The sequence below is a fragment of the Alteriqipengyuania triglochinis genome (assembly GCF_054655655.1).
Genome location: NZ_BAAHNC010000002.1, coordinates 364668 through 385896 on the forward strand (window position 1 = coordinate 364668; position 21229 = coordinate 385896).

Here is a 21229-nt window from a genome sequence, read left to right on the forward strand (position 1 = left end):
TGGTAACGGCCCCGCTGCTAGGGATGCCCCGGCTAGGAGATGAGCGTGGATATACTGGTTACCGGAGCGGCAGGATTCATCGGCGCGGCCCTCGCCGAAGCGCTGTGCGCGCGCGGCGACCGCGTGATCGGGATCGACAACCTCAACGACTATTACCCCGTCAGCCTCAAGCGCGACCGGCTGGCGCGCGTTGCGAAAAGCGCGGGCGATGCCTTCCGCTTCATCGAATGCGATTTTGCCGATGAGCACGCGCTCGACAACGCGCTGGCCGGGGAAAACTTCACCCGGATCGCCCACCTGGGGGCACAGGCAGGCGTGCGCTATTCGCTGGAGAACCCGCGCGCCTATGCCCGCTCCAACCTTGCCGGCCACCTCAATTTGCTGGAGCTTGCGCGAGAGCGGGGCGTCGAGCACCTCGTCTATGCAAGCTCGAGCTCGGTCTACGGCGGGAACGACAAGGTGCCCTTTTCGGTCGGCGACCGGGTCGATCACCCTTTCTCGCTTTATGCCGCGACCAAGAAGGCGGACGAGCTGATGAGCGAGAGCTACGCCCATCTCTATCGCCTGCCGCAGACGGGCCTGCGCTTCTTCACGGTCTACGGCCCGTGGGGGCGGCCCGACATGATGCCGTGGATCTTCACCTCGAAGATCCTCGCGGGCGAACCCATCCCGGTGTTCAACCACGGCAAGATGAGCCGCGACTTCACCTTCATCGACGATATCGTGCGCGGGGTGATCGCCTGCCTCGATGCAGCCCCGGCCGATGACGGCTCAACCAAGCCCGGCGGCAGCGTGGGCCCGCACAGCATCTACAATATCGGCAACAACCGCCCCGAAGACCTGATGCGCGTGATCGGGATCATCGAGGAGGCGTGCGGCTGCAAGGCGACGATCGACATGCGAGAGATGCAGAAGGGCGACGTGCCGCGCACCTTCGCCGATATCGACGCCATCGCACACGATCACGGCTTTGCGCCCGAAACCTCCGCCGATGAGGGTTTCCCGCGCTTCGTGGACTGGTTCCGGCGCTATCACAACTTGGACTAAGCCACCGGCGCGAGCCGTCAGGTCTGCGCCAGAAGGTCCGCGATGCGCTGCGACGATTTTCCATCGCCGAAGGGATTATGCGCCTGCGCCATCGCGGCGTAGGCGGCCTCGTCGTCGAGCAGGCGGGCAACCTCACGGTGGATCGCCTGCGGATCGGTGCCGACAAGTTTCGCGGTACCCGCTTCGACGCCTTCGGGCCGCTCGGTCGTCTCGCGCATCACCAGCACGGGCTTGCCCAGCGCGGGGGCTTCTTCCTGCACACCGCCGCTGTCGGTCAGCATCAGCGTGCTCGCCTGCATCAGCGCCGCGAAATTGGGATAGTCGAGCGGGTCGAGCAGCGCGACATTCTCCAGCCCCGCCAGCTCGGCCTGCATGATCTCGCGCACATTGGGGTTGAGATGGACGGGGAACAGCACCGCCGTGTCCGGCCGTGCGGCAATCGCGCGGATCGCCTGCGCGATGGCGCGCATGCCGTCGCCGAAATTCTCTCGCCGATGGCTCGTCACGCCGACGATCCGCTTGCCCGCGAAAGGCGCGGCAGCGGCGTGGAGGTCCGCGGCGAGCGCGGGCCGCTCCTCGATCGCGGAGAGCACCCAGTGCAGGGCGTCGACCACGGTGTTGCCGGTAACGTAGATATCCGCATCGGCCACATTCTCGCGGTGGAGCGCGGCAGCGGCAGTGGACGTGGGCGCACAATGGAGCGCGGCCATCGTGCCGATGACCTTGCGGTTCACCTCTTCGGGCCAGGGATGGTAGATATCGCCGCTGCGCAGGCCCGCCTCGACATGGCAGATGCGGATCTTGCGATAGAAGGCGGCAAGCGCGCCGGACATGGCGCTGGCGGTGTCGCCCTGTACCACCACCCAGTCAGGCGCTTCGGTGTCGAGCACGTTGCCGATGCCGGTCAGGAGCCGCGCGGTGAGCGCATCGAGGCTCTGCTCCGGCCGCATTACCGCCAGATCATGGTCGGGCACGATTTGCGCAATATCGAGCACCTGGTCCAGCATGCCGCGGTGCTGGCCGGTCACGATCACCACCGGTTCGAACCGGGGATCGCCCCGCAACAAGTGGATCAGCGGGAAGAGCTTGATCGCTTCGGGACGGGTGCCGAAAACGAGCGCGATTTTCTGCGTGCTGGCCATCACCCGGCCATACGCAATGCCGGCTGCGAAGCCTAGTCGTCGGCGGCGCTGGCGCCGCTCGCTTCGGGCTCGGGCAGCGGCGCGTCGGGCACCTCGGCCTGCCGCTCACGCTCGAGCCGCTCCATATATTCGCGCTCGATCATCTCGACCCGCTCCTGCTCGGCGGCGGCATCGGCATCGATCGTGGAGAGGCGTTCGGCCCGCGCTTCGGCGATCAGCTGGCCAAACCGGGCGCTCGCTCCGTTCTCGCGCGCCTCGTAGGCGGCATCGATCATCTTCTGCGTGCACCCGGTGAACCCGGCGGCACCCGAAGGCGAGCAGCTCATCGCGCCGAAATCGCCGACGAAGCGGAAGCTTTCGACGCGCTGCGCCCAGGCCGTGCCCTCGGGGGAGTCGCTATGCCGCAGCGGGGCGGGAATGCGATAACGGTCGGCCTCGACCACGATGGTGCAGACCACGATTTCGTTCGCGGCGCTTTCGGTCGGGCATTCGTCTTCGTCGTAGGCGATGACCATGTTGACCCGGTCGCCCGCCTCGTCCTGCGCGAAGGCGGGTGCGGCGGCGCCCATGGCAAGCACTGCGGCGATGGTTGCGGTAGCGAGAGTCTTCATGGCAGGCCCCTTGAAGGCGTAAATGGACGGCTCTGGAGCCGGATCTTGCGCGTCGCATATAGGGCGACGACGGGTGAATACCGACTGAAGCGTTCGACGCAACAGCCGGGCTTCGCGCGCATCACACGCGCTCGGAAAGGCGGATCGCGGCGCGGCAGCCCAGCCGGATCGCGGCGGACAGCAGCGGATAGCCGGGCGCTTCCTCCGCCCCGGCGGCGATGGCGGCATCGTGATGCTCGCGCTCTTCCTCGCGGAACTGCTCGATCATGCCCTGAAGCTCGGGATCTTCGTCCGCTTCGCGCAGCGTATCGAGCTGCTTGGAATAGTGGTTGTCGATCTCCGTTTCGACCGCGGCGGTGCATGCCATCGCGGCCTTGGGCCCGATCAGCGCAGTCGCCGCGCCCAGCGCGTAGCCCGCGACCGACCAGAAGGGATGCAGCGCGGTCGGACGCACGCCGCGCTCTGCCACCAGCCGGTTGAAGGCTTCGTGATGATCGTCTTCCTGCCGGGCCATGGCCGCGATCTCGCCCGAATGCGGGCCGCGATCGCCCATCACCGCCAGCTGCCCGGCATAAATGCGCGTCGCGCCGAACTCGCCCGCTTGGTCGACCCGGATCATGCGTTCGATCTGTTCTTTCATGATGCCTTCCGCCTGGTTGCCAGCAGCACGAGGGCGGCGAGCCCTGCGCCTGCAGAGATCAGGAAATTATATCCTGCCAGCGAAACGCCCAGCAAGCTCCATGGTGCCTGGTCGCAGCGGATCAGCGGCGTGGCGAGGATCGCGTCGAGCGCGCTGCCCCCTTCGTGCGAGGATGCGATCTTCGCGCACCCGGTCACCCCCTGCCACCAGCCATATTCGACGCCCGCATGAAAGCCGCCGATCAGCCCGGACGCGACGATCGCGAGGGCGGCGAGGGCCACCCACAGCCGCTTCGGAGGCGCGACGAAGGCGAGCATGGCTAGCGCGAGAGCGATGAAATGGGGGTAGCGCTGCCACCAGCACATCTCGCACGGATAGAGCCCGAAGACGTACTGGCCGATATAGGCCCCGCCCAGCAGGAAGGCCGGTGCAAGCAGGACGATCCAGCGGGCGGTGCGCGCGTGCGGCGTAGCGATCATGTCCGGGCGCTTCGCTTACTTGAGCAACGCGACCGAACTGGCGGTGGTCCGGCGCAGCGTCTTGATCGCGTAGTCGAGCTGGAAGTCCTCGATCCCCTGCTCCTTGAGCTCGGCGGAGGTCTGGGTGAAGCGCGGATCCGCCTTCAGATCGCGCTCCATATCGTCTTCCTTGAGCTGCGCCTCGTTGATGAGGTGCCCGCGCAGGTCGCTCTCGCGCAGCTGGTATTTCATCCGCCGTTCGAGATCGGGGTCCGAGATTTGCGGCACGCGGATATCGGGATCGATCCCGCCTTCCTGCACCGAATGGCCCGACGGCGTGAAATAGCGCGCAGTGGTCAGCTTGAGCGCGGCGTCGTTCCCCAGCGGGACGAGCGACTGCACGCTGCCCTTGCCGAAGCTGCGTTCGCCCATGATCAACGCGCGATGGTGATCCTGCAATGCCCCCGCGACGATTTCGCTGGCCGAGGCGGAGCCCGCGTCGATCAGGACGATCATCGGCACATTCGCCGCGATCTCGCCGCGATAGACCGTCTCCGCATTGTAGGTGATCGATTCGCCGCGGGCCCTGCCGCGCTGCGAGACGATCCGCCCGTCGGTCAGGAACAGGTCGGACAGGGCAACCGCTTCATCCAGAGCGCCCCCCGGGTTGGAGCGCAGATCGAGGATCAGGCCGCTGATCCGCCCGTCCGCCTCGCGCTGGATATCGCCCCACGCGGCAAACACGTCGGCGCCGACATCGCGCGAGAATTCGTTGACCGTGATGATCCCGACGCCACCCGCGGCGACCGAATGGGTCACCGGCTCCAGCTCGATCACGCCGCGTGTCACGCTGGTTTCGATCGGCTCCTCGCTGCCCGGGCGGAAGATCGTCAGGTTGATCGAGGTGCCGGCGGGGCCGCGCATCTGCTCGACCGCCTCGTCGAGATCGCCGCCGTAGATCAGGGTGCCGTTGAGGTGGGTGATGAAATCGCCCGCCTTGATGCCCGCCTTTTCCGCCGGGCTGCCCCGGAACGGACTGATGACCTTGACCGCACCGTCTTCCATCACGACCGACAGGCCGAGCCCGGAATAATTGCCGTCGATCATCGTTTCGAGCCGCTCGAGGTCGCTGCCGTCGAGATAGGCCGAATGCGGATCGAGGCTCGCGAGCATCCCGTCGATTGCGCCCCGGATCAGCTTGTCGCTGTCGACCTCGTCGACATAGCTCGTCTGGATCCGCTGGTAGGTCGCGAAGAGCTTGGCGAACTCGGGCGCCACGCGGCTGTCGACCTGCGCAACGCCGGCAGTCGCGATGGGGACCATGGCGAGTGCGGAGACGAGCGCGAGCGAGCGGGCGACGACGGGCAGTTTCATATTCTCAAGCCTTCCGGACATTCGCCCCCGTTTATAGTGCGCAAGGCATTAACGCCAGATGCACTTGAGGCGGTGCCGCCCCGGTTTCGGGCGGTGCGCGCGCGGCCCAAGCTCAGTTCGACAGGTGGTCGAGCGGGTTCGCCGGACGCCCGCCGAGCCGCAGTTCGAAGCCGATCGCACCTCCGGCAGGCGGGGCAACGCCGAGCGGCGCGCCCTCGGTCAGATCGGCGCCCACGGTCACGTCGGTCCGCGCGAGCCCGGTGACGAGGCTCGTCCAGCCGCCCGGATGCTCGACGATCACGATCCGGCCATAGCCGCGGAATGGCCCGGCAAACGCCACCCGGCCAGGCGCGGGGGTGACGACCTGCGCCCCGCCTGCAGCGCGAATCGCGATCCCTTCGGACTTGGCGCCGCTGCGGTCTACCGATCCGAATCCGCGCAGCGTGCGCCCATCAACCGGCAGGCGCAGCCCGGCGGGCGAGCGGGCGGCACCGCGCGTTGCAGGGGGAATAGGGGTCGGGGTGCCGGTGCCCGGCGCGCGCGCCTCGGCGGGCTGCGCGGGGCGGATCATCGGCCCGGGCAGCGCAGCCAGTTCTTCGCGCAGGGCGCCTGCCGCGTCGATCCGGGCGACGAGCCCGTCGAGATCGCGCGCCTGTTCTGCATAAGCGAGCGCGCGCTCCTCCTGCCGGTCGGCCTCGCCGCCCCGACGGCGCGCGGCGAGCCGCTTGCGGTTTTCGATCTCGGCCAGCTGGCTGCGGCGCAGCGCCAGCCGCTCTTCCTCTTCGGCGAGCGTGCCGAGCACGGCCTCGGCCTGCTCGCGCAGGGAATTGCTGCGGTCGATTTCCGCCCGCAGCGCAGCAGTGCGCCCGCGCACCTCGGGAATCGTCGTTTCGAGGACGGCGCGCAGATACATGCTCTCGCGCACCGATCCGGGGCGAAAGACCGACAGCATCAGCGGCCGGCGCGAGAAGTTCTGCAGAGCCCCGGTCAGGCGGATCAGCGGTTCGCGCCGTTCGCCCAGCCGTGCGTCGAGCGCGCGTTGCTGGCGGGCGATCAGCGAGAGGCGCCCCTGCGCCACCGCAATCTCTGCTTCGGTTTCCTGAATCCGCGCGGCGAGCGCGGCGGACTGGCGGGAGACTTTCTCCGCCTCCTGCGCGGCCTCGGCGGCGGCTTTCTCGAGCGAGCGCCCCCGCTCGGCAGCGCGCTGCGAAGCGCGCTCGGCACGCTCGATCGCGGCGCGCACATCCTGCGCACTCTCGAACCCCGCAGCGCCCTGCCCGCGCACCTGCGGTGCCAGCACGAGGGCGGCAAGCGCCGCCAGCGGCACGGCGATCAAGGCGAAGCGTCGAGGCATCGCGGGCTATCCTGCCCGATGATAGGGATGGCCTGCAAGAATGCTCGTCGCCCGGTAGAGCTGTTCGGCCAGCATCGCGCGCGCCAGCAGGTGCGGCCAGGTCGCCTTGCCGAAGGCGAGCAGCAGGTCTGCTTCTTCACGCTGGGCATCGCTGTGGCCGTCCGCCGCGCCGATCAGGAAGCGCGCTTCGCGAATGCCGCCGTCGCGCCATTCGCCAAGGATGCCTGCCAGCTTTTCGGAAGAGAGATCGCGCCCTTTTTCATCGAGGGCGACGGTGCGGACCGGCTCCTTCGGGGCGGGAATGCGCCCGCCGGTCTCAGGCAGTTCGGTCAGCCGCGTCTCCCACGCGATCCGCGTGAGGTAACGGTCGACCAGCTCGGCCTCGGGCGAGCGCCCGATCTTGCCGCGCGCAACGATGTGAAGTTGCATGTGTGCCGGGAAACCCCGCTTATGCGTTGCCGCTGGCGGCGAACTTCTCGTCATCGCCGAACGACCACATCCGCTCGATATTGTAGAAGCTGCGCACTTCCGGGCGGAACAGGTGGACCACCACGTCGCCCGCGTCGATTACCACCCAGTCGGCGGCCGGCAGGCCTTCGAGCCGCACGGGGCCATGGCCGTCCTGCTTGATCTTCTCGGCCAGTTTCTGGGCGATCGAGGCGACCTGCCGGGTCGAGCGGCCCGAGGCGACGATCATGTGATCGGCGATGCTCGACTTCCCGTCGAGGTCGATCGAGACGATGTCCTGCGCCTGGTCGTCGTCCAGTTGCTGCATCACCATGGCGTGCAGTTCGTCGGAACGGTCATTGCTCATCCGCGCCCCCTTGCGGGAAGCGGCGATTCCGGCGGGCGCGCCGGAGGGTGCTGGGGTGGTCTGCGCATGTGCCATGGGCGTGGTCGATACTCCTGTCATTCCGGGGAGATAAGAATGGCCGGGAGCATATGCGAGTCATGCGCCGCCCGGCTCCGTTTCGGCCCCTGGTATGGGCCGATGGGTTATCTGGTCTCGAAGGGAAGCGGATGCGTGACGCCCGGCTAAACTCCGGGCCCAATCGGGCTCGCCAGCGCGGATCGCGGTGGCCGACCGCTCGTCGGGATCGAAACGCATTGTCACCAGCGTCGGTGCGCTCCATTCGCCCCTGCTACGAAACTGCGCCGCATCGATGCGAAAGCGCCGCAGCATGGCCGCCGCGGGGCTCGCGACGGTCGCCATCTCATACCCCGGTCTGGCGATAACCGCAATCGGCAGGCGTCGCGCAATATCGCGCCAGGCCTTCCACCTGTGGAATGTCGCCAGATTGTCGGACCCCATCAGCCACACGAAATCGCGCTTGGGATAGCGCGCCTGCAAGGCCCTGATCGTGTCGATGGTGTAGCGCGTGCCAAGCTCACGCTCGATCGCGGTGACCCTGATCGGTGCGCGACGCGCCTGCGCGACGGCAGAGCTGTAGCGCGCTGGCAACGGTGCCATGCCTTTCTTCGGTTTGAGCGGATTGCCGGGCGAGACCAGCCACCAGACCTCGTCGAGTCCCAGCGCCGCATGCGCGAACAGGGAGATGCGCCGGTGGCCGCCATGCGCAGGATTGAAACTTCCGCCCAGCAGACCGATTCGCGGGCCGCTTCGTGCAGAACCGGGACGGACACAAGCGCCGGATCGAAATCCGCCGATCGCTCTAGAGCGCGAAAAGGGGGGCACGGGCGATTCGGTCAAGGGTGCTAAACACCGCTCGACCCGGTTGGTTCCGGCAGCAGATAGGTATTTTCACAGTTCATCGCGGGCAGCCTTCGCTTCGTCCTGTCGACTCGCCGTACGATTCGACCGCCTTTCGCCGCCTTGCTAGCCCCCGCGCCGGACCGGGACAACGCTTAGGGGTCGCTTTGACACAACGCACGGAACAGCGCGTCACGTGGGCGCAGCGCATGGAGACATGGTTTCCGGAGCGCGAGTTCTTCATGCGCTCGCAGGGGCAGGTTCGCTTCATCAAGATCAGTTCGGGCCTGCAGAAGCGCACCGCCGCGCTCGCGCTGACCGCATCGGTCGCCTTCGTCGGCAGCATGGGCGTCTTAAGCTTCTTCCAGTACCAGGCGAGCGTCGAGCGCGCGTCGCTCATGGAACGCGAGACCAGCGTCGCAACCTCGGAGGAGCGGCTGGAAGCCTACCGCGAAAACATGGACGAGATCGTCCTCGATCTGAACAAGCGGCAGGACTTCATCGAGGAAATGATGAAAGTCGTGCCCGCAGACGCGGCGCAGCAGGGCGGCGTCCAGCCCGCGACGGCCGGCGATGGTCCGAAAGAAACCGACGAACTGGTCGAGAAAGTCTCGGTCGCCGTGCCCGAGGCCGCCGAACTGGCGCAGATCGAGGCCCGCCAGCTGGCCTTCGTCGAAGGCCTGACCCGCTATGCTGATCGCCGCTCGCGGCAGGCCATGTGGGCGCTGCGGGAGCTCGGGCTCGATCCCGAAACGATGCTCGCGGCGGCAGACACCGGTGCGCGCGGCGGCCCGCTGGAAACCGTGTTCGAGGATGGCGAGATCGACCCCCGGTTCGAACGGCTCGGCCTCAGCCTGTCGCGCATGGCCACGCTGGAGGCATCGCTCGACGGCGTGCCGCAGGTGCGCCCGACCGATGTGGCCGCGGCCAACAGTTCCTACGGCTATCGCCGCGATCCCTTCACCGGCCGGGCCGCGATGCACACGGGGCTCGATTTCCCAGGGCCCATGGGCGCTCCCATCTACGCCACCGCGCACGGCAAGATCACCTTCGTGGGGCGCCGGGGAGGCTATGGTAACGTTGTCGAAATAAGTCACGGGCAGGGATTGTTGACCCGTTACGCGCACATGTCGCGGTTTGACGCGAAGGTCGGCCAGCGGGTCGAGGCAGGCGATATCGTCGGAGCCATCGGCAGCACGGGGCGATCGACCGGCCCGCACCTGCATTTCGAGGTTCGAGTAAACGGCACAGCAGTCAACCCGCGCACATTCCTGGAGTTAGCCCCTGATGTTCTCGAAAAAGCACGTCGAAACCCCGGTACCAGCGGCTCCCGCACGGCCCGCAACGCCGAAGGCAGTGCCGGTGTCTAAGGGCGGCTCCTCCTCGGGCAGCTTCTCCGTCCTCGGGGCGGACGTCACCATCACCGGCAACATTGCCGCATCGACCGAACTCCACATTGATGGAACCGTCGAAGGGGACATCGACTGCGCCTCGCTCGTCCAGGGCGAAGGCAGCCAGATCGCCGGCGAGGTGAAGGTCGAGACCGCGCGGCTCGCCGGCCGGGTCGACGGATCGATCCACGCCCGCGAACTCGTGATCCTGCGCAGCGCGACGATTAATGGCGACGTCCATTACGAGGCGCTGACCGTGGAACAGGGCGCGACGGTGCAAGGCCGCTTCGCGCCGCGCGACGCGGTGCCGCAAAGCCAGCCCGAAGCCGAGGCAGGGCAGGACGGCGCGGCGGCTTCGAACGGCAACGGCTCCTCGACCACCGCCGACCTCGGCATTTCGTCCTTCGCGTCGGACAATGATGCCGACGGCGACAGCGAGAAGCAGCGCAGCTCCGCCTCCTAGCGATTCCGCCGCGCCACACCGGGAAGCCTCGACCACGCGCCGCAATGGTTGTGCGGGCTGCTCGGTTCGGTAGCCGCCGGGTGCGGAGCCGTGTCCGGACTAGGCCCTAGTCGCCAAGCACTTCCTGCCGCAGCGCCTTGCGATCGAGCTTGCCGACCATGGTGACCGGCAATTCGTCCCGGATCACGACTTCGTCGACCCGCTCGTGCTTGCCGACCCGCGAGTTGAGCCAGTCGCGCAGGCTCTCCCCGGTCGGTGCCTTCGCATCGCGGTTGAGCGTCGCGTAGGCACGCGGCACCTCGCCCTTGTAGTCGTCGGGCACACCGATCACGAGCACGTCGCGGATCGCCGGATGATCCTGCAGCACGTCCTCGACCTGGCTGGGGAAGACCTTGAAGCCGCCGACCGCGATCATGTCCTTTATCCGGTCGACGATCTCGACGAAGCCGTCGGGCGCGATGGTCGCGACATCGCCGGTGCGCAGCCATTTGCGCCCCTGATGCTCGACGAAAACCTCGGCATCGGCTTGCGGAAGGTTCCAGTAGCCCTGCATGATCTGCGGCCCGTTGATCGCGAGTTCGCCCGGCTCGCCCTCGGGCGCCAGCTTGTTCTCGTCTTCCTTGTCCAGCAGCAGCAGGCGGGTCTGCGGCAGCACCTGCCCGATGGTGCCCGCCTTGCGCTCCGCCTCGTACGGATTGGTCGAGACGACCCCCGAACTCTCGGTCAGGCCATACCCTTCTACCAGCCGCACGCCCGACACGTTCTCGAACCGCTCGCGCAGCGGGTCGGCCAGCGGCGCCCCGCCCGAGATGCAGATGCGCAGACTGGAGAAGTCGGCCTTGCGGATATCGGGGTGGTCGAGCAGCGCCTGGAACATCGTCGGCACGCCGGGGAAGCCGGTCACGCCGACGCGCTTGATCGTCGCCAGCACATCGCCCGCGTCGAAGCGCGGGACCATCGCGATGGTCGCGCCGCGCACGATCGAACGGTTGAGCACGCAGGTATTGGCGAAGACATGGAACAGCGGCAGCGCGCCCATGATAATGTCGGGCTCGGTGCGGTCGAACGGATCGATCGCGTTGACCTGCTGGGCATTGGCGGCAAGATTCGCGTGGCTCAGCATCGCGCCCTTGGGGCGACCGGTGGTGCCCCCGGTATATTGCAGCAGGGCGATCTCGTCGGGCGCGATGTCGAGTGCGCGCGGTTCGCTGCGTGGGAGCATCTCGCCCCATTTGACGATCCGGTTCGAATAGTCGGGTTTGGCAACCGCGCTCGCCTTGAAGAGGCGCAGGCCCAGGCCCTTGAGCGTCGGCAGCATGTTCGCGAGCCCGCCGACGACGAGCGTTTGGAGGGAAGACTGGTCGAGAACCTGCGCGGCCGTATCGTACAGCTGCGGGACGTCGACCGTGACCAGCAGCCGGGTGCCCGAATCCTCGACCTGGTGGGACAGCTCTTCGACCGAGTAGAGCGGCGAGAAGTTCACCACCGTCGCCCCGGCCATCATCGCCCCGTAATAGGCGGACAGGTAGATCGGCACGTTGGGCAGGAACAGGCCGACCCGGTCGCCGCGCCCGATTCCGGCGTCCTGCAGGCCGGCGGCGAACCGCCGCGCTTCGGCATGCATCGCCTGATAGCTGAGCTTGCGGCCCATGAATTCGACCAGCGTGCGGTTGGGGTGTTCGTCCACCGCCCGCCCGAAGAGCGCGGGCATGGTGGTGGTCTCGATCGCGGTGTCCCACGCGCGCGGGTGATGATACGGGAGCTTGCTTACATCCATGTAAACATGATGCAGACCCGGGGCCTCTCCCGCAAGCATTTGCTGGCGAGAGAGGGAGGTTTTTTAGCCCTCTTCGCCCGATTCCGTTTCGGGCTGCGGCTCTTCCTGCGCGTCGGGCTGCGGACCGGTGTCGACGGGCCCGCCCTTCAGCTGTTCTTCCTCGCTCGCGCGCTTGGCTTCGAGCCATGCGGCGGCTTCGGCTTCCTGCGCGGCTTCGGCGGCGGCCTTCTCGTTATCCTCGCGCTCGCGGCGCAGTTCCTGGATCAGCTTGGCCTTGTCGTCCGCCTCGACCTGCGGATCGGCGGCGGTATTTTCCACGCCGGCCTTCTTGGCCGCGGCCTTGACCACCGCGTCGAGCTCGCGCTGCGAACACAGGCCCAGCGTCACCGGATCCTTCGGCTGGATGTTCTGGATGTTCCAGTGCGTGCGGTCCTTCACCGCGCCGATCGTGTTGCGCGTGGTGCCGATCAGCTTGCCGATCTGCGCATCGGTAACCTCGGGGTGGTTGCGCACGATCCACGCGATGCCGTCGGGCTTGTCCTGTCGCTTGGACACGGGCGTATAGCGCGGGCCCTTGGTGCGGGTGACCTCGGCCGGGGCCTTCTGCATTTTGAGGCTGTAGGAACTGTCGGCCTGGCCGCGCTCGATCTCTTCCTGCGTCAGCTCGCCGGCATAGACCGGATCGCGCCCGGTATACTTGCTGCCCGCCAGATCGTCGGCCATCGCCTGCACTTCGAGGATGTGCAGGCCGCAGAACTGGGCGATCTGCTCGAAGCTGAGGCCGGTATTGTCGACCAGCCAGGTGGCGGTCGCATGGGGCATCAGCGGAGTGGGTTGGTCGGCCATGATGAGGTATTCCTGAACTGCCTGGGGAGGCGCCTGTACGGGCACCAGAAAACACAAGGGCCGCCCCTTTCGGAGCGGCCGCGTCGGTTACACTGTAGGGATCGCGCCGCACTTGGGCAAGGCACATCGCATGCGCGCGCTCCGGGTGCATCGGGGCGCGCGTCAGGGCGTGAGGCACTCGCCATCGAATTCCTCCAGCCCGGCAAGGAACTGCACCGTCGCCGCCTGCCAGCTGAACTGGCGCCCGTAGGCCGCACAGGCCGCGCGGTCACGTGTCAGCGCTTCGGCGATCGCCCGGTCCAGATCCTCGTCCATCTCGCCCGCCTCCGGGGTCAGAACGTCGCGCGGGCCGGGTACCGGATAGGCCGCCACGGGCGTACCGCAGGCGAGCGCTTCGATCATCACGAGGCCGAAGGTGTCGGTCTTGCTGGGGAAGACGAACACGTCGGCATTGGCGTAGCAGCGGGCCAGATCGTCGCCCGAGCGCTTGCCGAGGAAGATAGCCTCGGGATAGCGCGCCCTGAGATCCGAGAATGCGGGGCCGTCACCCACGACCACCTTGGTGCCGCGATGGCCGGTCTTGAGGAACGCCTCGAGGTTCTTTTCGACCGCGACGCGCCCGACATAGAGCTGGACCGGACCGGTCAGCCCTTCGTAATCGGCACACGGGCCGACATCGGGCCGGAACAGCTGGAGGTCGACGCCCCGGCCCCAGTGGTGCAGCCGGGTGAGGCCCTGCGCGCGCAGTTCCTCGCGGATGCTCTCGGTGGCGACCATCACGCGCTGCGCGGGGCGATGGAACCAGCGGATATAGGGCCAGAACGCGTCGGGCGGCAGATAGGTGCGGCGCGAGACGTAGTCGGGAAACTGGGTGTGATAGGCGGTCGTGAAAGGCACCGCCTTGCTCATGCAGTATCGCCGCGCGGCGAGGCCCAGCGGGCCTTCGGTGGCGATGTGGACCGCATCGGGCTGGAGCGTGGCGAGCCGCCGCCCCACCGCACCGGGCAGCGTCAGCGCGAGGCGGATTTCCGGGTAGGTCGGGCACGGGACCGAAGGATACTGGTCCGGCGTGATCACATCGACGCGATGCCCGCTCGCGCGCAGAAGATCGCAGGTGGTGGTGAGCGTGCGCACGACCCCGTTCATCTGCGGATGCCAGGCATCGCTGACGATCGCGATCGACTTCGGCGGGGCCCCGATCAGGTCAGCCACGCCGCCCAGTTCCTGCAACAGCATCAGGCGACTGCCCGGGCGCTTTCCGCCTCGGCCGCAGCGGGCGCCCCGGGTGCAGCACCGCGATCCTCGCGCCGGGCGATCTCGTCGGGCCAGTGGAGGATTTCCATCCGCCCGTCGAAATGCTCGACCAGCGCGTTGCACCCTTCGACCCAGTCGCCGTCGTTCCAGTATTCGATCGCGCGCCCGTCATGCGTGAACATGCGATGCTCGGCGGTGTGGATATGGCCGCATACGACACCGTCGACGCCCCGCTCCCCTGCGGCGCGGGCGACAATTTCTTCGTATTTCGAGATGAACTCGACGGCATTCTTGACCTTGTGCTTGGCCGCCTTGGAAAGCGACCAGTATGGCATCCCGAGCGCCTGGCGGGCCTTGTTGACCCAGCCGTTGAGCGCCATCATCAGATGGTAGGCGGTATCGCCGACGAATGCGAGCCACCTGTGCGTGAGCATAACCGTATCGAATTCGTCGCCGTGAAGCACCATCAGCCGCCGTCCGTCCGCCGTATCGTGGAACGCCGCGCGGCGGATTTCCACATCGCCGAAGTTCATGCCGCAGAACGGGCGGACCACCTCGTCGTGATTGCCGGGGATATAGACGATCCGCGTGCCGCGCCGGGCGCGTTTGAGGATGCGCCAGACGATGTCGTTATGCGCGGCGGGCCAGTAGAACTTCTTCTTCAGCCGCCAGCCGTCGATGATGTCGCCGACCAGATACATCGTCTCGCTGTCGGTACTGTCGAGGAAGTCGATCAGCAGTTCGGCATTGCAGCCCTTGGTGCCCAGGTGCACGTCGCTGATCCAGATCGTGCGATAGCGGCTGCGCTTGCCCTCCTCGGGTTCGGGCACCGAAGGCTCCACGGGTGGGAAGGCGGCGACATTGCCGAAATGGCCGGCGAGATCGGAAAGGTCCTGGGGCAGCCCCGGCGGCGAAGCTTGGTCGAGCATGAAGGTCGCTCCGTTTCTTCGTCGAAATCACTCCCGAAGAAGAAACGCCTTCGCCGGGTTGTATTCGACGATAGATAGCAGGGTATTGTTACACTCGACCCACAAACCCGTGACAATACTGCGACTATCCACAATCTTGGACACAATGGCGGAGCAACAGCCGTAATCGAACAGCCTCAGATCTCTTCGTCGATGGCGAGGACGATCTTGCCGATATGGTCGCCGTTCTCCATCCGCGCATGCGCCTGGGCCGCATCGCCCAGCGGGAAGATCTTGTCCATCACCGGGCGGATCGTGCCATCTTCCACCAAGGGCCACGCCTCGCGCTCGATCTCCTCGCACAGCGAGGCTTTGAACGAGTCGGACCGCGGGCGCAGCGTCGATCCGGTCAGCGTCAGGCGCTTCGACATGACCAGTGCCATGTTGATCGTGGCCTTCGCCCCGCCGAGCACCGCGATCGTCACGTGCCGCCCGCCGGTTTTCAGGCACTTGAGGTTGCGCGCGACATAGTCGCCCGACACCATGTCGAGCACCAGGTCCACGCCCTCCCCGCCGGTGATGAGGCCGACCGCCTCGACGAAATCGGTCGTCTTGTAGTCGATCGCGTGGTCCGCCCCCACGCGGCGGGCGGCGTCGCACTTTTCCTCGCTGCCTGCGGTCACGATCACGTCCAGCCCGAAAGCCTTGCCCAGCATGATCGCCATCGTGCCAATGCCGCTGGTGCCGCCGTGGACCAGCAGCGTCTCCCCGTCGCGCGCCATGCCCCGCTGGAACACGTTGTGCCACACGGTAAACATCGTCTCGGGCAGCGCGGCGGCTTCCGCCAGCGTCAGCGCCTCGGGCAGCGGCAGCACGTGGCCGGCGGGCACGGTGCAATATTCGGCATAGGCACCGCCCGGCGTCAGCGCGCAGACATGTTCGGCCAACCGCGAGGGCTCCACACCCTCGCCCACCGCAACGATCTTGCCCGAAGCTTCGAGACCGAGGATCGGCGAGGCACCCGGCGGTGCGGGATAGTGGCCTGCGCGCTGGATGCAGTCGGGCCGGTTGACCCCGGCATAGGCGATCTTGAGGAGCACTTCGCCCGCCCCCGGGCGGGGCACTGCGACCCCTTCTTCGAGTTCGAGCACTTCGGGCCCGCCAGCTTGCGCGAAGCCGATGGCGCGCATCGTTTCGGGAACGGTCGTCATGGTCTTTCCCCCCTCGTATCGCGCCTGTCCGAAGCGCGGATCCCGGGCCCTAGCTTTCGTCTCCATTGACAGCAAGGATGAGTGGGAGGACAGTGAGGTCCGATGGAAGAACCCGAAGGCCCCCGCCCCACCAGCGATGCGGCGAGCCAGCTGGCTGCCGAGGATATCTCGCGCCTGTCGCAGTTCGAACTCGACGAACGGATCCGCCAGCTGCAGATCGAGATCGCGCGGGTCGAACAGCACCGGCTGCGCTATTCCAAGCAACGCGATGCCGCCGAAGCGCTGTTTTCACGGAAAGACGGGGCGTGACCGATGCCCGCCCATCGCAGGAGACCTCTTCACATCGGCCGGGCGGCATCCAATATTCCTTCCATACCGTTCACCGCGCGCCATCCATTTGCGCTATATTATCGGTGACTCCCTGCAGCGCGACCTCTTGCTGCCAAACCGACCGGGATCATTATGCCTAGCTTCGCCCAGAACCTCGAAAAGACCCTCCATGCTGCGCTCGATGGCGCACGCGAGCGGCGGCACGAATATGCGACGCTCGAACACCTGCTGCTCGCGCTGATCGCAGACGAGGATGCAGCCGAGGTGATGGGCGCATGCGGGGTCGACCTGGCCGAGCTGGCGGACGTCGTGCGCACCTATCTCGATCAGGAATACCAGTCGCTCAAGGCTGAAGAATCGGGCGAACCGCAGCCGACCGCCGGTTTCCAGCGGGTGGTCCAGCGCGCGATCCTGCACGTGCAGTCGTCCGGCAAGGACACCGTGACCGGCGCCAACGTGCTGGTCGCGCTGTTTTCCGAACGCGATTCCTACGCGGTCTATTTCCTCCAGCAGCAGGACATGAGCCGGCTGGATGCGGTCAGCTTCATCAGCCACGGCATCGGCAAGGGCGGGCAGGCGCTCGAACCGCGCAGCGCGCGCGGAGCCGAGGAGCCCGAGACGGAAGAGAAGGAAGAGGCCAAGGGCAACAAAAAGGAAACCGCGCTCGACCAGTTCACGGTCAACCTCAACGTCAAGGCGGACAGCGGCAAGATCGACCCGCTGATCGGCCGCGGGCCGGAAGTGGACCGGACGATCCAGATCCTGTGCCGGCGGAGCAAGAACAACCCACTCTACGTGGGCGACCCCGGCGTCGGGAAGACCGCGATTGCCGAAGGTCTGGCGCGCAAGATCGTCGAAGGCGACGTGCCCGAGGTGCTCAACGACGCGGTGATCTACTCGCTCGACATGGGCGCGCTGCTGGCCGGCACGCGCTACCGCGGCGATTTCGAGGAACGGCTCAAGCAGGTCGTCTCCGAGCTCGAGAAGATGCCGCACGCGATTTTGTTCATCGACGAGATTCACACCGTGATCGGGGCCGGCGCGACCAGCGGCGGGGCAATGGATGCGTCCAACCTGCTGAAGCCCGCGCTTTCCAGCGGCGCGATCCGCTGCATCGGGTCGACCACCTACAAGGAATTCCGCAACCACTTCGAAAAGGATCGCGCGCTGCTGCGGCGGTTCCAGAAGATCGATGTGAACGAGCCGACGATCGAGGATACGGTCAAGATCCTCAAGGGCCTCAAGTCCGCATTCGAGGATCACCACAAGGTGACCTACACCGCCGATGCGCTGAAGACCGCGGTCGAGCTGAGCGCGCGCTACATCAACGACCGCAAGCTGCCCGACAAGGCGATCGATGTCGTCGACGAAGTCGGCGCGATGCAGATGCTGGTCCCGCCCAGCCGCCGGAAGAAGAAGATCACCGCGCGCGAGATCGAACAGGTCATCGCGACGATGGCGCGCATCCCTCCGAAATCGGTGAGCAAGGACGACAAGGCCGCGCTCGAAAACCTCGAGCGCGATCTGAAGCAGGTCGTCTTCGGGCAGGACGCGGCGGTCAAGAAGCTCTCGACCGCGATGAAGCTGAGCCGCGCGGGACTGCGCGATCCGGACAAGCCGATCGGCTCGTTCCTGTTCTCCGGCCCGACCGGCGTCGGCAAGACCGAGGTCGCGCGCCAGCTCGCCAGCATCATGGGGATCGAGCTCAAGCGGTTCGACATGTCCGAATATATGGAGCGCCACAGCGTTTCGCGGCTGATCGGCGCGCCTCCGGGCTATGTCGGTTACGACCAGGGCGGCCTGCTGACCGACGCGGTCGACCAGAACCCGCACTCGGTCCTGCTGCTCGACGAGATCGAAAAGGCGCACCCCGACCTGTTCAATATCCTGCTGCAGGTGATGGATAACGGCCGCCTGACCGACCATCACGGCAAGACGGTCGACTTCCGCAACGTGGTGCTGATCATGACCACCAATGCCGGCGCGGCCGACATGGCGCGCAGCGGCATCGGCTTCGGCGATGTGAGCAAGGAAGATGCGAGCGAGGAGGCGGTGAAGCAAATGTTCACCCCCGAATTCCGCAACCGCCTCGATGCGATCGTGCCGTTCGGTTATCTCGGCAAGGACACCATCGCCCGCGTGGTCGACAAGTTCATCATCCAGCTCGAACTGCAGCTGGCCGAACAGAACGTCGACATCCAGTTCGACGACGCAGCCAAGAAGTGGCTCGGCGACAAGGGCTACGACCGGTTGTACGGCGCGCGTCCGATGGGCCGCCTGATCCAGGAAAAGATCAAGCAGCCGCTGGCCGAGGAACTGCTGTTCGGCAAGCTGGCCGACGGCGGCGAGGTCAATGTGACCCTGAAGGACGGCAAGCCGCACTTCGAGCTGACCCCCGCCCCGCCCAAGGCCTCGAAGCGCAAGAAGGCCGCGCCGAAGAAGGCGTCGGAAACGAAGGATAATGCGGAGGGAAGTGGGGGGGAATAATCCCCATGTCGCTGACGCCGTAAACCCTCCCCGCTGCGACTAGCGCCCCGAAGAGCTTCGGGGTCGCAAGTCTCGCTACCCCTCCCTTGAGGGAGGGGTTGGGGTGGGTGTTCGGCAGTCGTGGAACCCGCGACCTTTGCAGCCCGTTCACCGGCAATGGCCGCGCCCTTTTCCTGGATACAACCCCACCCGCACGGCATCCACGTGGTGCCCGCCGATGCGTGGGTCGATCCTTCGCGGCCCGTCGACACTGCGCTCGTCACGCACGGCCACGCGGATCATGCGCGCGGCGGGCATGGACAAACCTTCGCGACGCCGGAAACGCTCGCGATCATGGAGCTGCGATACCGCACCGGGGCAGAAGACGACGCGGGCGAGATCCCGCACAAGGCGGTCCCTGTAGAGTATGGCGAAACGGTCCGCCTCGCGGGCGGCGTCGATGCGACCTACATCCCCGCCGGCCACGTGCTCGGCAGCGCGCAGATTCTGCTCGAGCATGCGGGTGAGCGGATCGTCGTCACCGGCGACTACAAGCGCCGCCCCGACCCGACCTGCCCGCCCTTCGAAGTGACGCCATGCGACATCTTCATCACCGAGGCGACCTTCGGCCTGCCGGTCTTCACCCACCCGCCGATCGCGGGCGAGATCGCCAAGCTGACGGAGCGGCTGGCGGCGCATCCCGATTCCTGCGTCCTCGTGGGCGCGTATGCGCTGGGTAAGGCGCAGCGCGTAATCGCGGAACTGCGCGCGGCGGGCCACAGCGATCCGATCTACCTCCACGGCGCGATGGAGAAGATGTGCCGCCTGTATGAAGAGCACGGAGTCGATCTGGGCGAGTTGCGGCTCGTCTCGGACTACGAGAAGGACGATATGCGCGGGAGCGTGGTCGTCTGCCCGCCTGGCGCGCTCAACGACCGGTGGAGCCGGCGCCTGCCCGATCCGATCACCGCGATGGCCTCGGGCTGGATGCGGGTGCGCCAGCGCGCGCGGCAGCGCAATGTCGAGCTGCCGCTGGTCATTTCCGACCATGCCGACTGGGGCGAGCTGACCGATACGATTCGGCAAGTCGCCCCGCAGGAAACCTGGATCACCCACGGACGCGAGGAAGCGCTGCTGCGCTGGTGCCAGCTGCACCAGCGGCCCGCCCGCGCGCTCGCAATGGTCGGATACGAGGACGAGGATGACTGAGAGGATAATCGGGGCCGCCCCCCGAATCAGGAGCGGCCCCGGCCAAGGCTCACTTGCTGGTGTTGGTCACCTTGCAGCGGCTCATCCGGCTGTGGCCGAAGGTGTAGCTGCCGGTGCCGTTCCAGCTGTCATCGACGGCCAGCGCGATGGAAGCCTGTGCCAGCCATGCCCCGATCGCGGGCGGCGGTACCGACTGCACATAGTGGCCGGTAAGCGCGACGAGCAGCTTGTCTTCCCCGAAACCGGTGTGGTGGATCACCCCGCTCACCGGGAATTCGTGGTCACCGCCCCGCACGGACTGCGTCAGCGTCGCCTGCCCGTTCACTTCGCCATTGCTTGCATTGACCCCCAGCTTGAGCGTCAGGTTGGGCGCACCCGGCTGCATCCCGCCTTCGGGCGCGACTTCCACATCGACGATGTAATATCCCACTTCAGCCATACGAATCTCCCCAATTCGCGGCCTCCGGCAATCGGCGGCCGCCCGGGGAAGATACCGCGTGTGCATCGGGCACGGCGGCGAACTGGATCGGCTTCGGGTGGTAGTGCGGGCCTATCGGGTCCGATTTGGCAGCAACGGAGAAATGTTGCGCGCACGCAGGCGAAGGTGGAAGCTCCGCCCCCGCCCGCGCGCCCGGCGTTACTTGATCTCGGCGAGGCCTGCGGCGATCTTCGTCAGCATCTCGTCGGTGATCATGCCCTGCGAATAGGGCTGCACGGCCTTGAGGCTCATCGCCTTGAACTGGCCGTAGGCGGGGTGCTGGTCGAGATCGGGCAGCTCGGCGAGGATGACGGCGCGGGCCTGCTCGTCCGCCATCAGCGTCTCGATCGGGGTTTCGATCGTGAACTTGGCATCGGGCGCCTCGGCTTGGTCGCCATGGGCGGAATGGTCTTCCTGCGCGATCGCGGGCGCGGTTGCGAGCAGAAGCGGCAGGGCAAGCAGTACGGTCTTCATGGCGGTCTCTCCCATCGGGCGGCGCGGTCCGGAATGCGCCGGCGGCCGAGCATCGCACGCCCCGCGCACGACGCAAGCGGTTTTG

At 66.7% G+C, this 21229-nt stretch carries 22 protein-coding genes; 6 read left to right on the forward strand and 16 right to left on the reverse strand.

Annotation, left to right across the window (positions count from 1 at the left end; all coding sequences use genetic code 11):
- The first annotated feature begins 45 nt into the window (after positions 1-45).
- Positions 46-1047: an SDR family NAD(P)-dependent oxidoreductase gene (locus ACYQ0L_RS07455; RefSeq protein WP_459788419.1), complete on the forward strand. Its 1002-nt coding sequence runs from the start codon at positions 46-48 to the stop codon at positions 1045-1047.
- Positions 1048-1064: 17 nt separating this feature from the next.
- Here ACYQ0L_RS07455 and wecB read toward each other — a convergent pair whose 3' ends face one another.
- The 9 genes from wecB to ACYQ0L_RS07500 all read right to left on the reverse strand — a co-directional run bounded on the left by wecB (position 1065) and on the right by ACYQ0L_RS07500 (position 8295).
- On the reverse strand, positions 1065-2189 hold the full coding sequence (gene wecB / locus ACYQ0L_RS07460) for a non-hydrolyzing UDP-N-acetylglucosamine 2-epimerase (protein ID WP_459788420.1): 1125 nt from the start codon (positions 2187-2189) through the stop codon (positions 1065-1067).
- A 32-nt stretch (positions 2190-2221) separates the two neighbouring features.
- Positions 2222-2800 (reverse strand): hypothetical protein, encoded by a 579-nt coding sequence (locus ACYQ0L_RS07465; protein WP_459788421.1) that lies wholly within the window; start codon positions 2798-2800, stop codon positions 2222-2224.
- Between the two features lie 121 nt (positions 2801-2921).
- Complete coding sequence (locus tag ACYQ0L_RS07470; RefSeq protein WP_459788422.1) at positions 2922-3440, reverse strand: demethoxyubiquinone hydroxylase family protein; 519 nt, start codon at positions 3438-3440, stop codon at positions 2922-2924.
- The gene (locus ACYQ0L_RS07475) at positions 3437-3919 is read right to left on the reverse strand and encodes a disulfide bond formation protein B (RefSeq protein ID WP_459788423.1); all 483 of its coding nucleotides are present in this window, start codon (positions 3917-3919) and stop codon (positions 3437-3439) included. Before ACYQ0L_RS07475 ends, ACYQ0L_RS07470 begins: the two co-directional genes overlap by 4 nt.
- A gap of 15 nt (positions 3920-3934) precedes the next feature.
- Complete coding sequence (locus tag ACYQ0L_RS07480; RefSeq protein ID WP_459788424.1) at positions 3935-5272, reverse strand: S41 family peptidase; 1338 nt, start codon at positions 5270-5272, stop codon at positions 3935-3937.
- Between the two features lie 112 nt (positions 5273-5384).
- Positions 5385-6626 (reverse strand): murein hydrolase activator EnvC family protein, encoded by a 1242-nt coding sequence (locus tag ACYQ0L_RS07485; RefSeq protein WP_459788425.1) that lies wholly within the window; start codon positions 6624-6626, stop codon positions 5385-5387.
- Positions 6627-6632: 6 nt separating this feature from the next.
- Positions 6633-7055 carry a 23S rRNA (pseudouridine(1915)-N(3))-methyltransferase RlmH gene (locus ACYQ0L_RS07490; protein WP_459788426.1) on the reverse strand — a complete coding sequence of 141 codons (423 nt, stop codon included), beginning with the start codon at positions 7053-7055 and terminating at the stop codon, positions 6633-6635.
- Between the two features lie 19 nt (positions 7056-7074).
- Positions 7075-7440: a ribosome silencing factor gene (gene rsfS, locus ACYQ0L_RS07495; RefSeq protein WP_459788427.1), complete on the reverse strand. Its 366-nt coding sequence runs from the start codon at positions 7438-7440 to the stop codon at positions 7075-7077.
- A 135-nt stretch (positions 7441-7575) separates the two neighbouring features.
- Positions 7576-8295, reverse strand: coding sequence for a nicotinate-nucleotide adenylyltransferase (locus ACYQ0L_RS07500; protein ID WP_459789009.1), 720 nt, complete (start codon positions 8293-8295; stop codon positions 7576-7578).
- A 251-nt stretch (positions 8296-8546) separates the two neighbouring features.
- On the opposite strand from ACYQ0L_RS07500, the gene ACYQ0L_RS07505 reads away from it, so the two are divergent.
- Entirely contained in the window at positions 8547-9707 is a 1161-nt protein-coding gene (locus ACYQ0L_RS07505) for a peptidoglycan DD-metalloendopeptidase family protein (protein WP_459789010.1), read from the forward strand.
- Positions 9700-10191 (forward strand): bactofilin family protein, encoded by a 492-nt coding sequence (locus ACYQ0L_RS07510; RefSeq protein ID WP_459788428.1) that lies wholly within the window; start codon positions 9700-9702, stop codon positions 10189-10191. The genes ACYQ0L_RS07505 and ACYQ0L_RS07510 overlap by 8 nt, the downstream gene beginning before the upstream one ends.
- Before the next feature lie 106 nt (positions 10192-10297).
- On the opposite strand, the gene ACYQ0L_RS07515 is transcribed toward ACYQ0L_RS07510, so the two are convergent.
- The 5 genes from ACYQ0L_RS07515 to ACYQ0L_RS07535 all read right to left on the reverse strand — a co-directional run bounded on the left by ACYQ0L_RS07515 (position 10298) and on the right by ACYQ0L_RS07535 (position 16166).
- Entirely contained in the window at positions 10298-11968 is a 1671-nt protein-coding gene (locus ACYQ0L_RS07515; protein ID WP_459788429.1) for a long-chain-fatty-acid--CoA ligase, read from the reverse strand.
- A 63-nt stretch (positions 11969-12031) separates the two neighbouring features.
- Positions 12032-12814 (reverse strand): cell cycle transcriptional regulator TrcR, encoded by a 783-nt coding sequence (locus tag ACYQ0L_RS07520; RefSeq protein WP_459788430.1) that lies wholly within the window; start codon positions 12812-12814, stop codon positions 12032-12034.
- Positions 12815-12976: 162 nt separating this feature from the next.
- Positions 12977-14050: a glycosyltransferase family 4 protein gene (locus ACYQ0L_RS07525; protein WP_459788431.1), complete on the reverse strand. Its 1074-nt coding sequence runs from the start codon at positions 14048-14050 to the stop codon at positions 12977-12979.
- Positions 14050-14997 carry a UDP-2,3-diacylglucosamine diphosphatase gene (locus tag ACYQ0L_RS07530; protein WP_459788432.1) on the reverse strand — a complete coding sequence of 316 codons (948 nt, stop codon included), beginning with the start codon at positions 14995-14997 and terminating at the stop codon, positions 14050-14052. The genes ACYQ0L_RS07525 and ACYQ0L_RS07530 overlap by 1 nt, the downstream gene beginning before the upstream one ends.
- 176 nt (positions 14998-15173) lie before the next feature.
- Positions 15174-16166, reverse strand: coding sequence for an NAD(P)H-quinone oxidoreductase (locus ACYQ0L_RS07535; RefSeq protein WP_459789011.1), 993 nt, complete (start codon positions 16164-16166; stop codon positions 15174-15176).
- Between the two features lie 123 nt (positions 16167-16289).
- Between ACYQ0L_RS07535 and ACYQ0L_RS07540 the strand changes: the two genes are divergently transcribed.
- The 3 genes from ACYQ0L_RS07540 (at position 16290) to ACYQ0L_RS07550 (ending at position 20192) form a co-directional block, all read left to right on the forward strand.
- Entirely contained in the window at positions 16290-16496 is a 207-nt protein-coding gene (locus ACYQ0L_RS07540; RefSeq protein ID WP_459788433.1) for a DUF1192 domain-containing protein, read from the forward strand.
- Positions 16497-16649: 153 nt separating this feature from the next.
- On the forward strand, positions 16650-19004 hold the full coding sequence (gene clpA, locus ACYQ0L_RS07545) for an ATP-dependent Clp protease ATP-binding subunit ClpA (protein WP_459788434.1): 2355 nt from the start codon (positions 16650-16652) through the stop codon (positions 19002-19004).
- 156 nt (positions 19005-19160) lie between these two features.
- Positions 19161-20192, forward strand: a complete 1032-nt coding sequence (locus tag ACYQ0L_RS07550) for a ligase-associated DNA damage response exonuclease (protein ID WP_459788435.1) — start codon at positions 19161-19163, stop codon at positions 20190-20192.
- Between the two features lie 49 nt (positions 20193-20241).
- Here ACYQ0L_RS07550 and ACYQ0L_RS07555 read toward each other — a convergent pair whose 3' ends face one another.
- Complete coding sequence (locus tag ACYQ0L_RS07555) at positions 20242-20631, reverse strand: DUF1842 domain-containing protein (protein WP_459788436.1); 390 nt, start codon at positions 20629-20631, stop codon at positions 20242-20244.
- Between the two features lie 198 nt (positions 20632-20829).
- Positions 20830-21144 carry a hypothetical protein gene (locus ACYQ0L_RS07560; RefSeq protein ID WP_459788437.1) on the reverse strand — a complete coding sequence of 105 codons (315 nt, stop codon included), beginning with the start codon at positions 21142-21144 and terminating at the stop codon, positions 20830-20832.
- Positions 21145-21229: the final 85 nt, after the last annotated feature.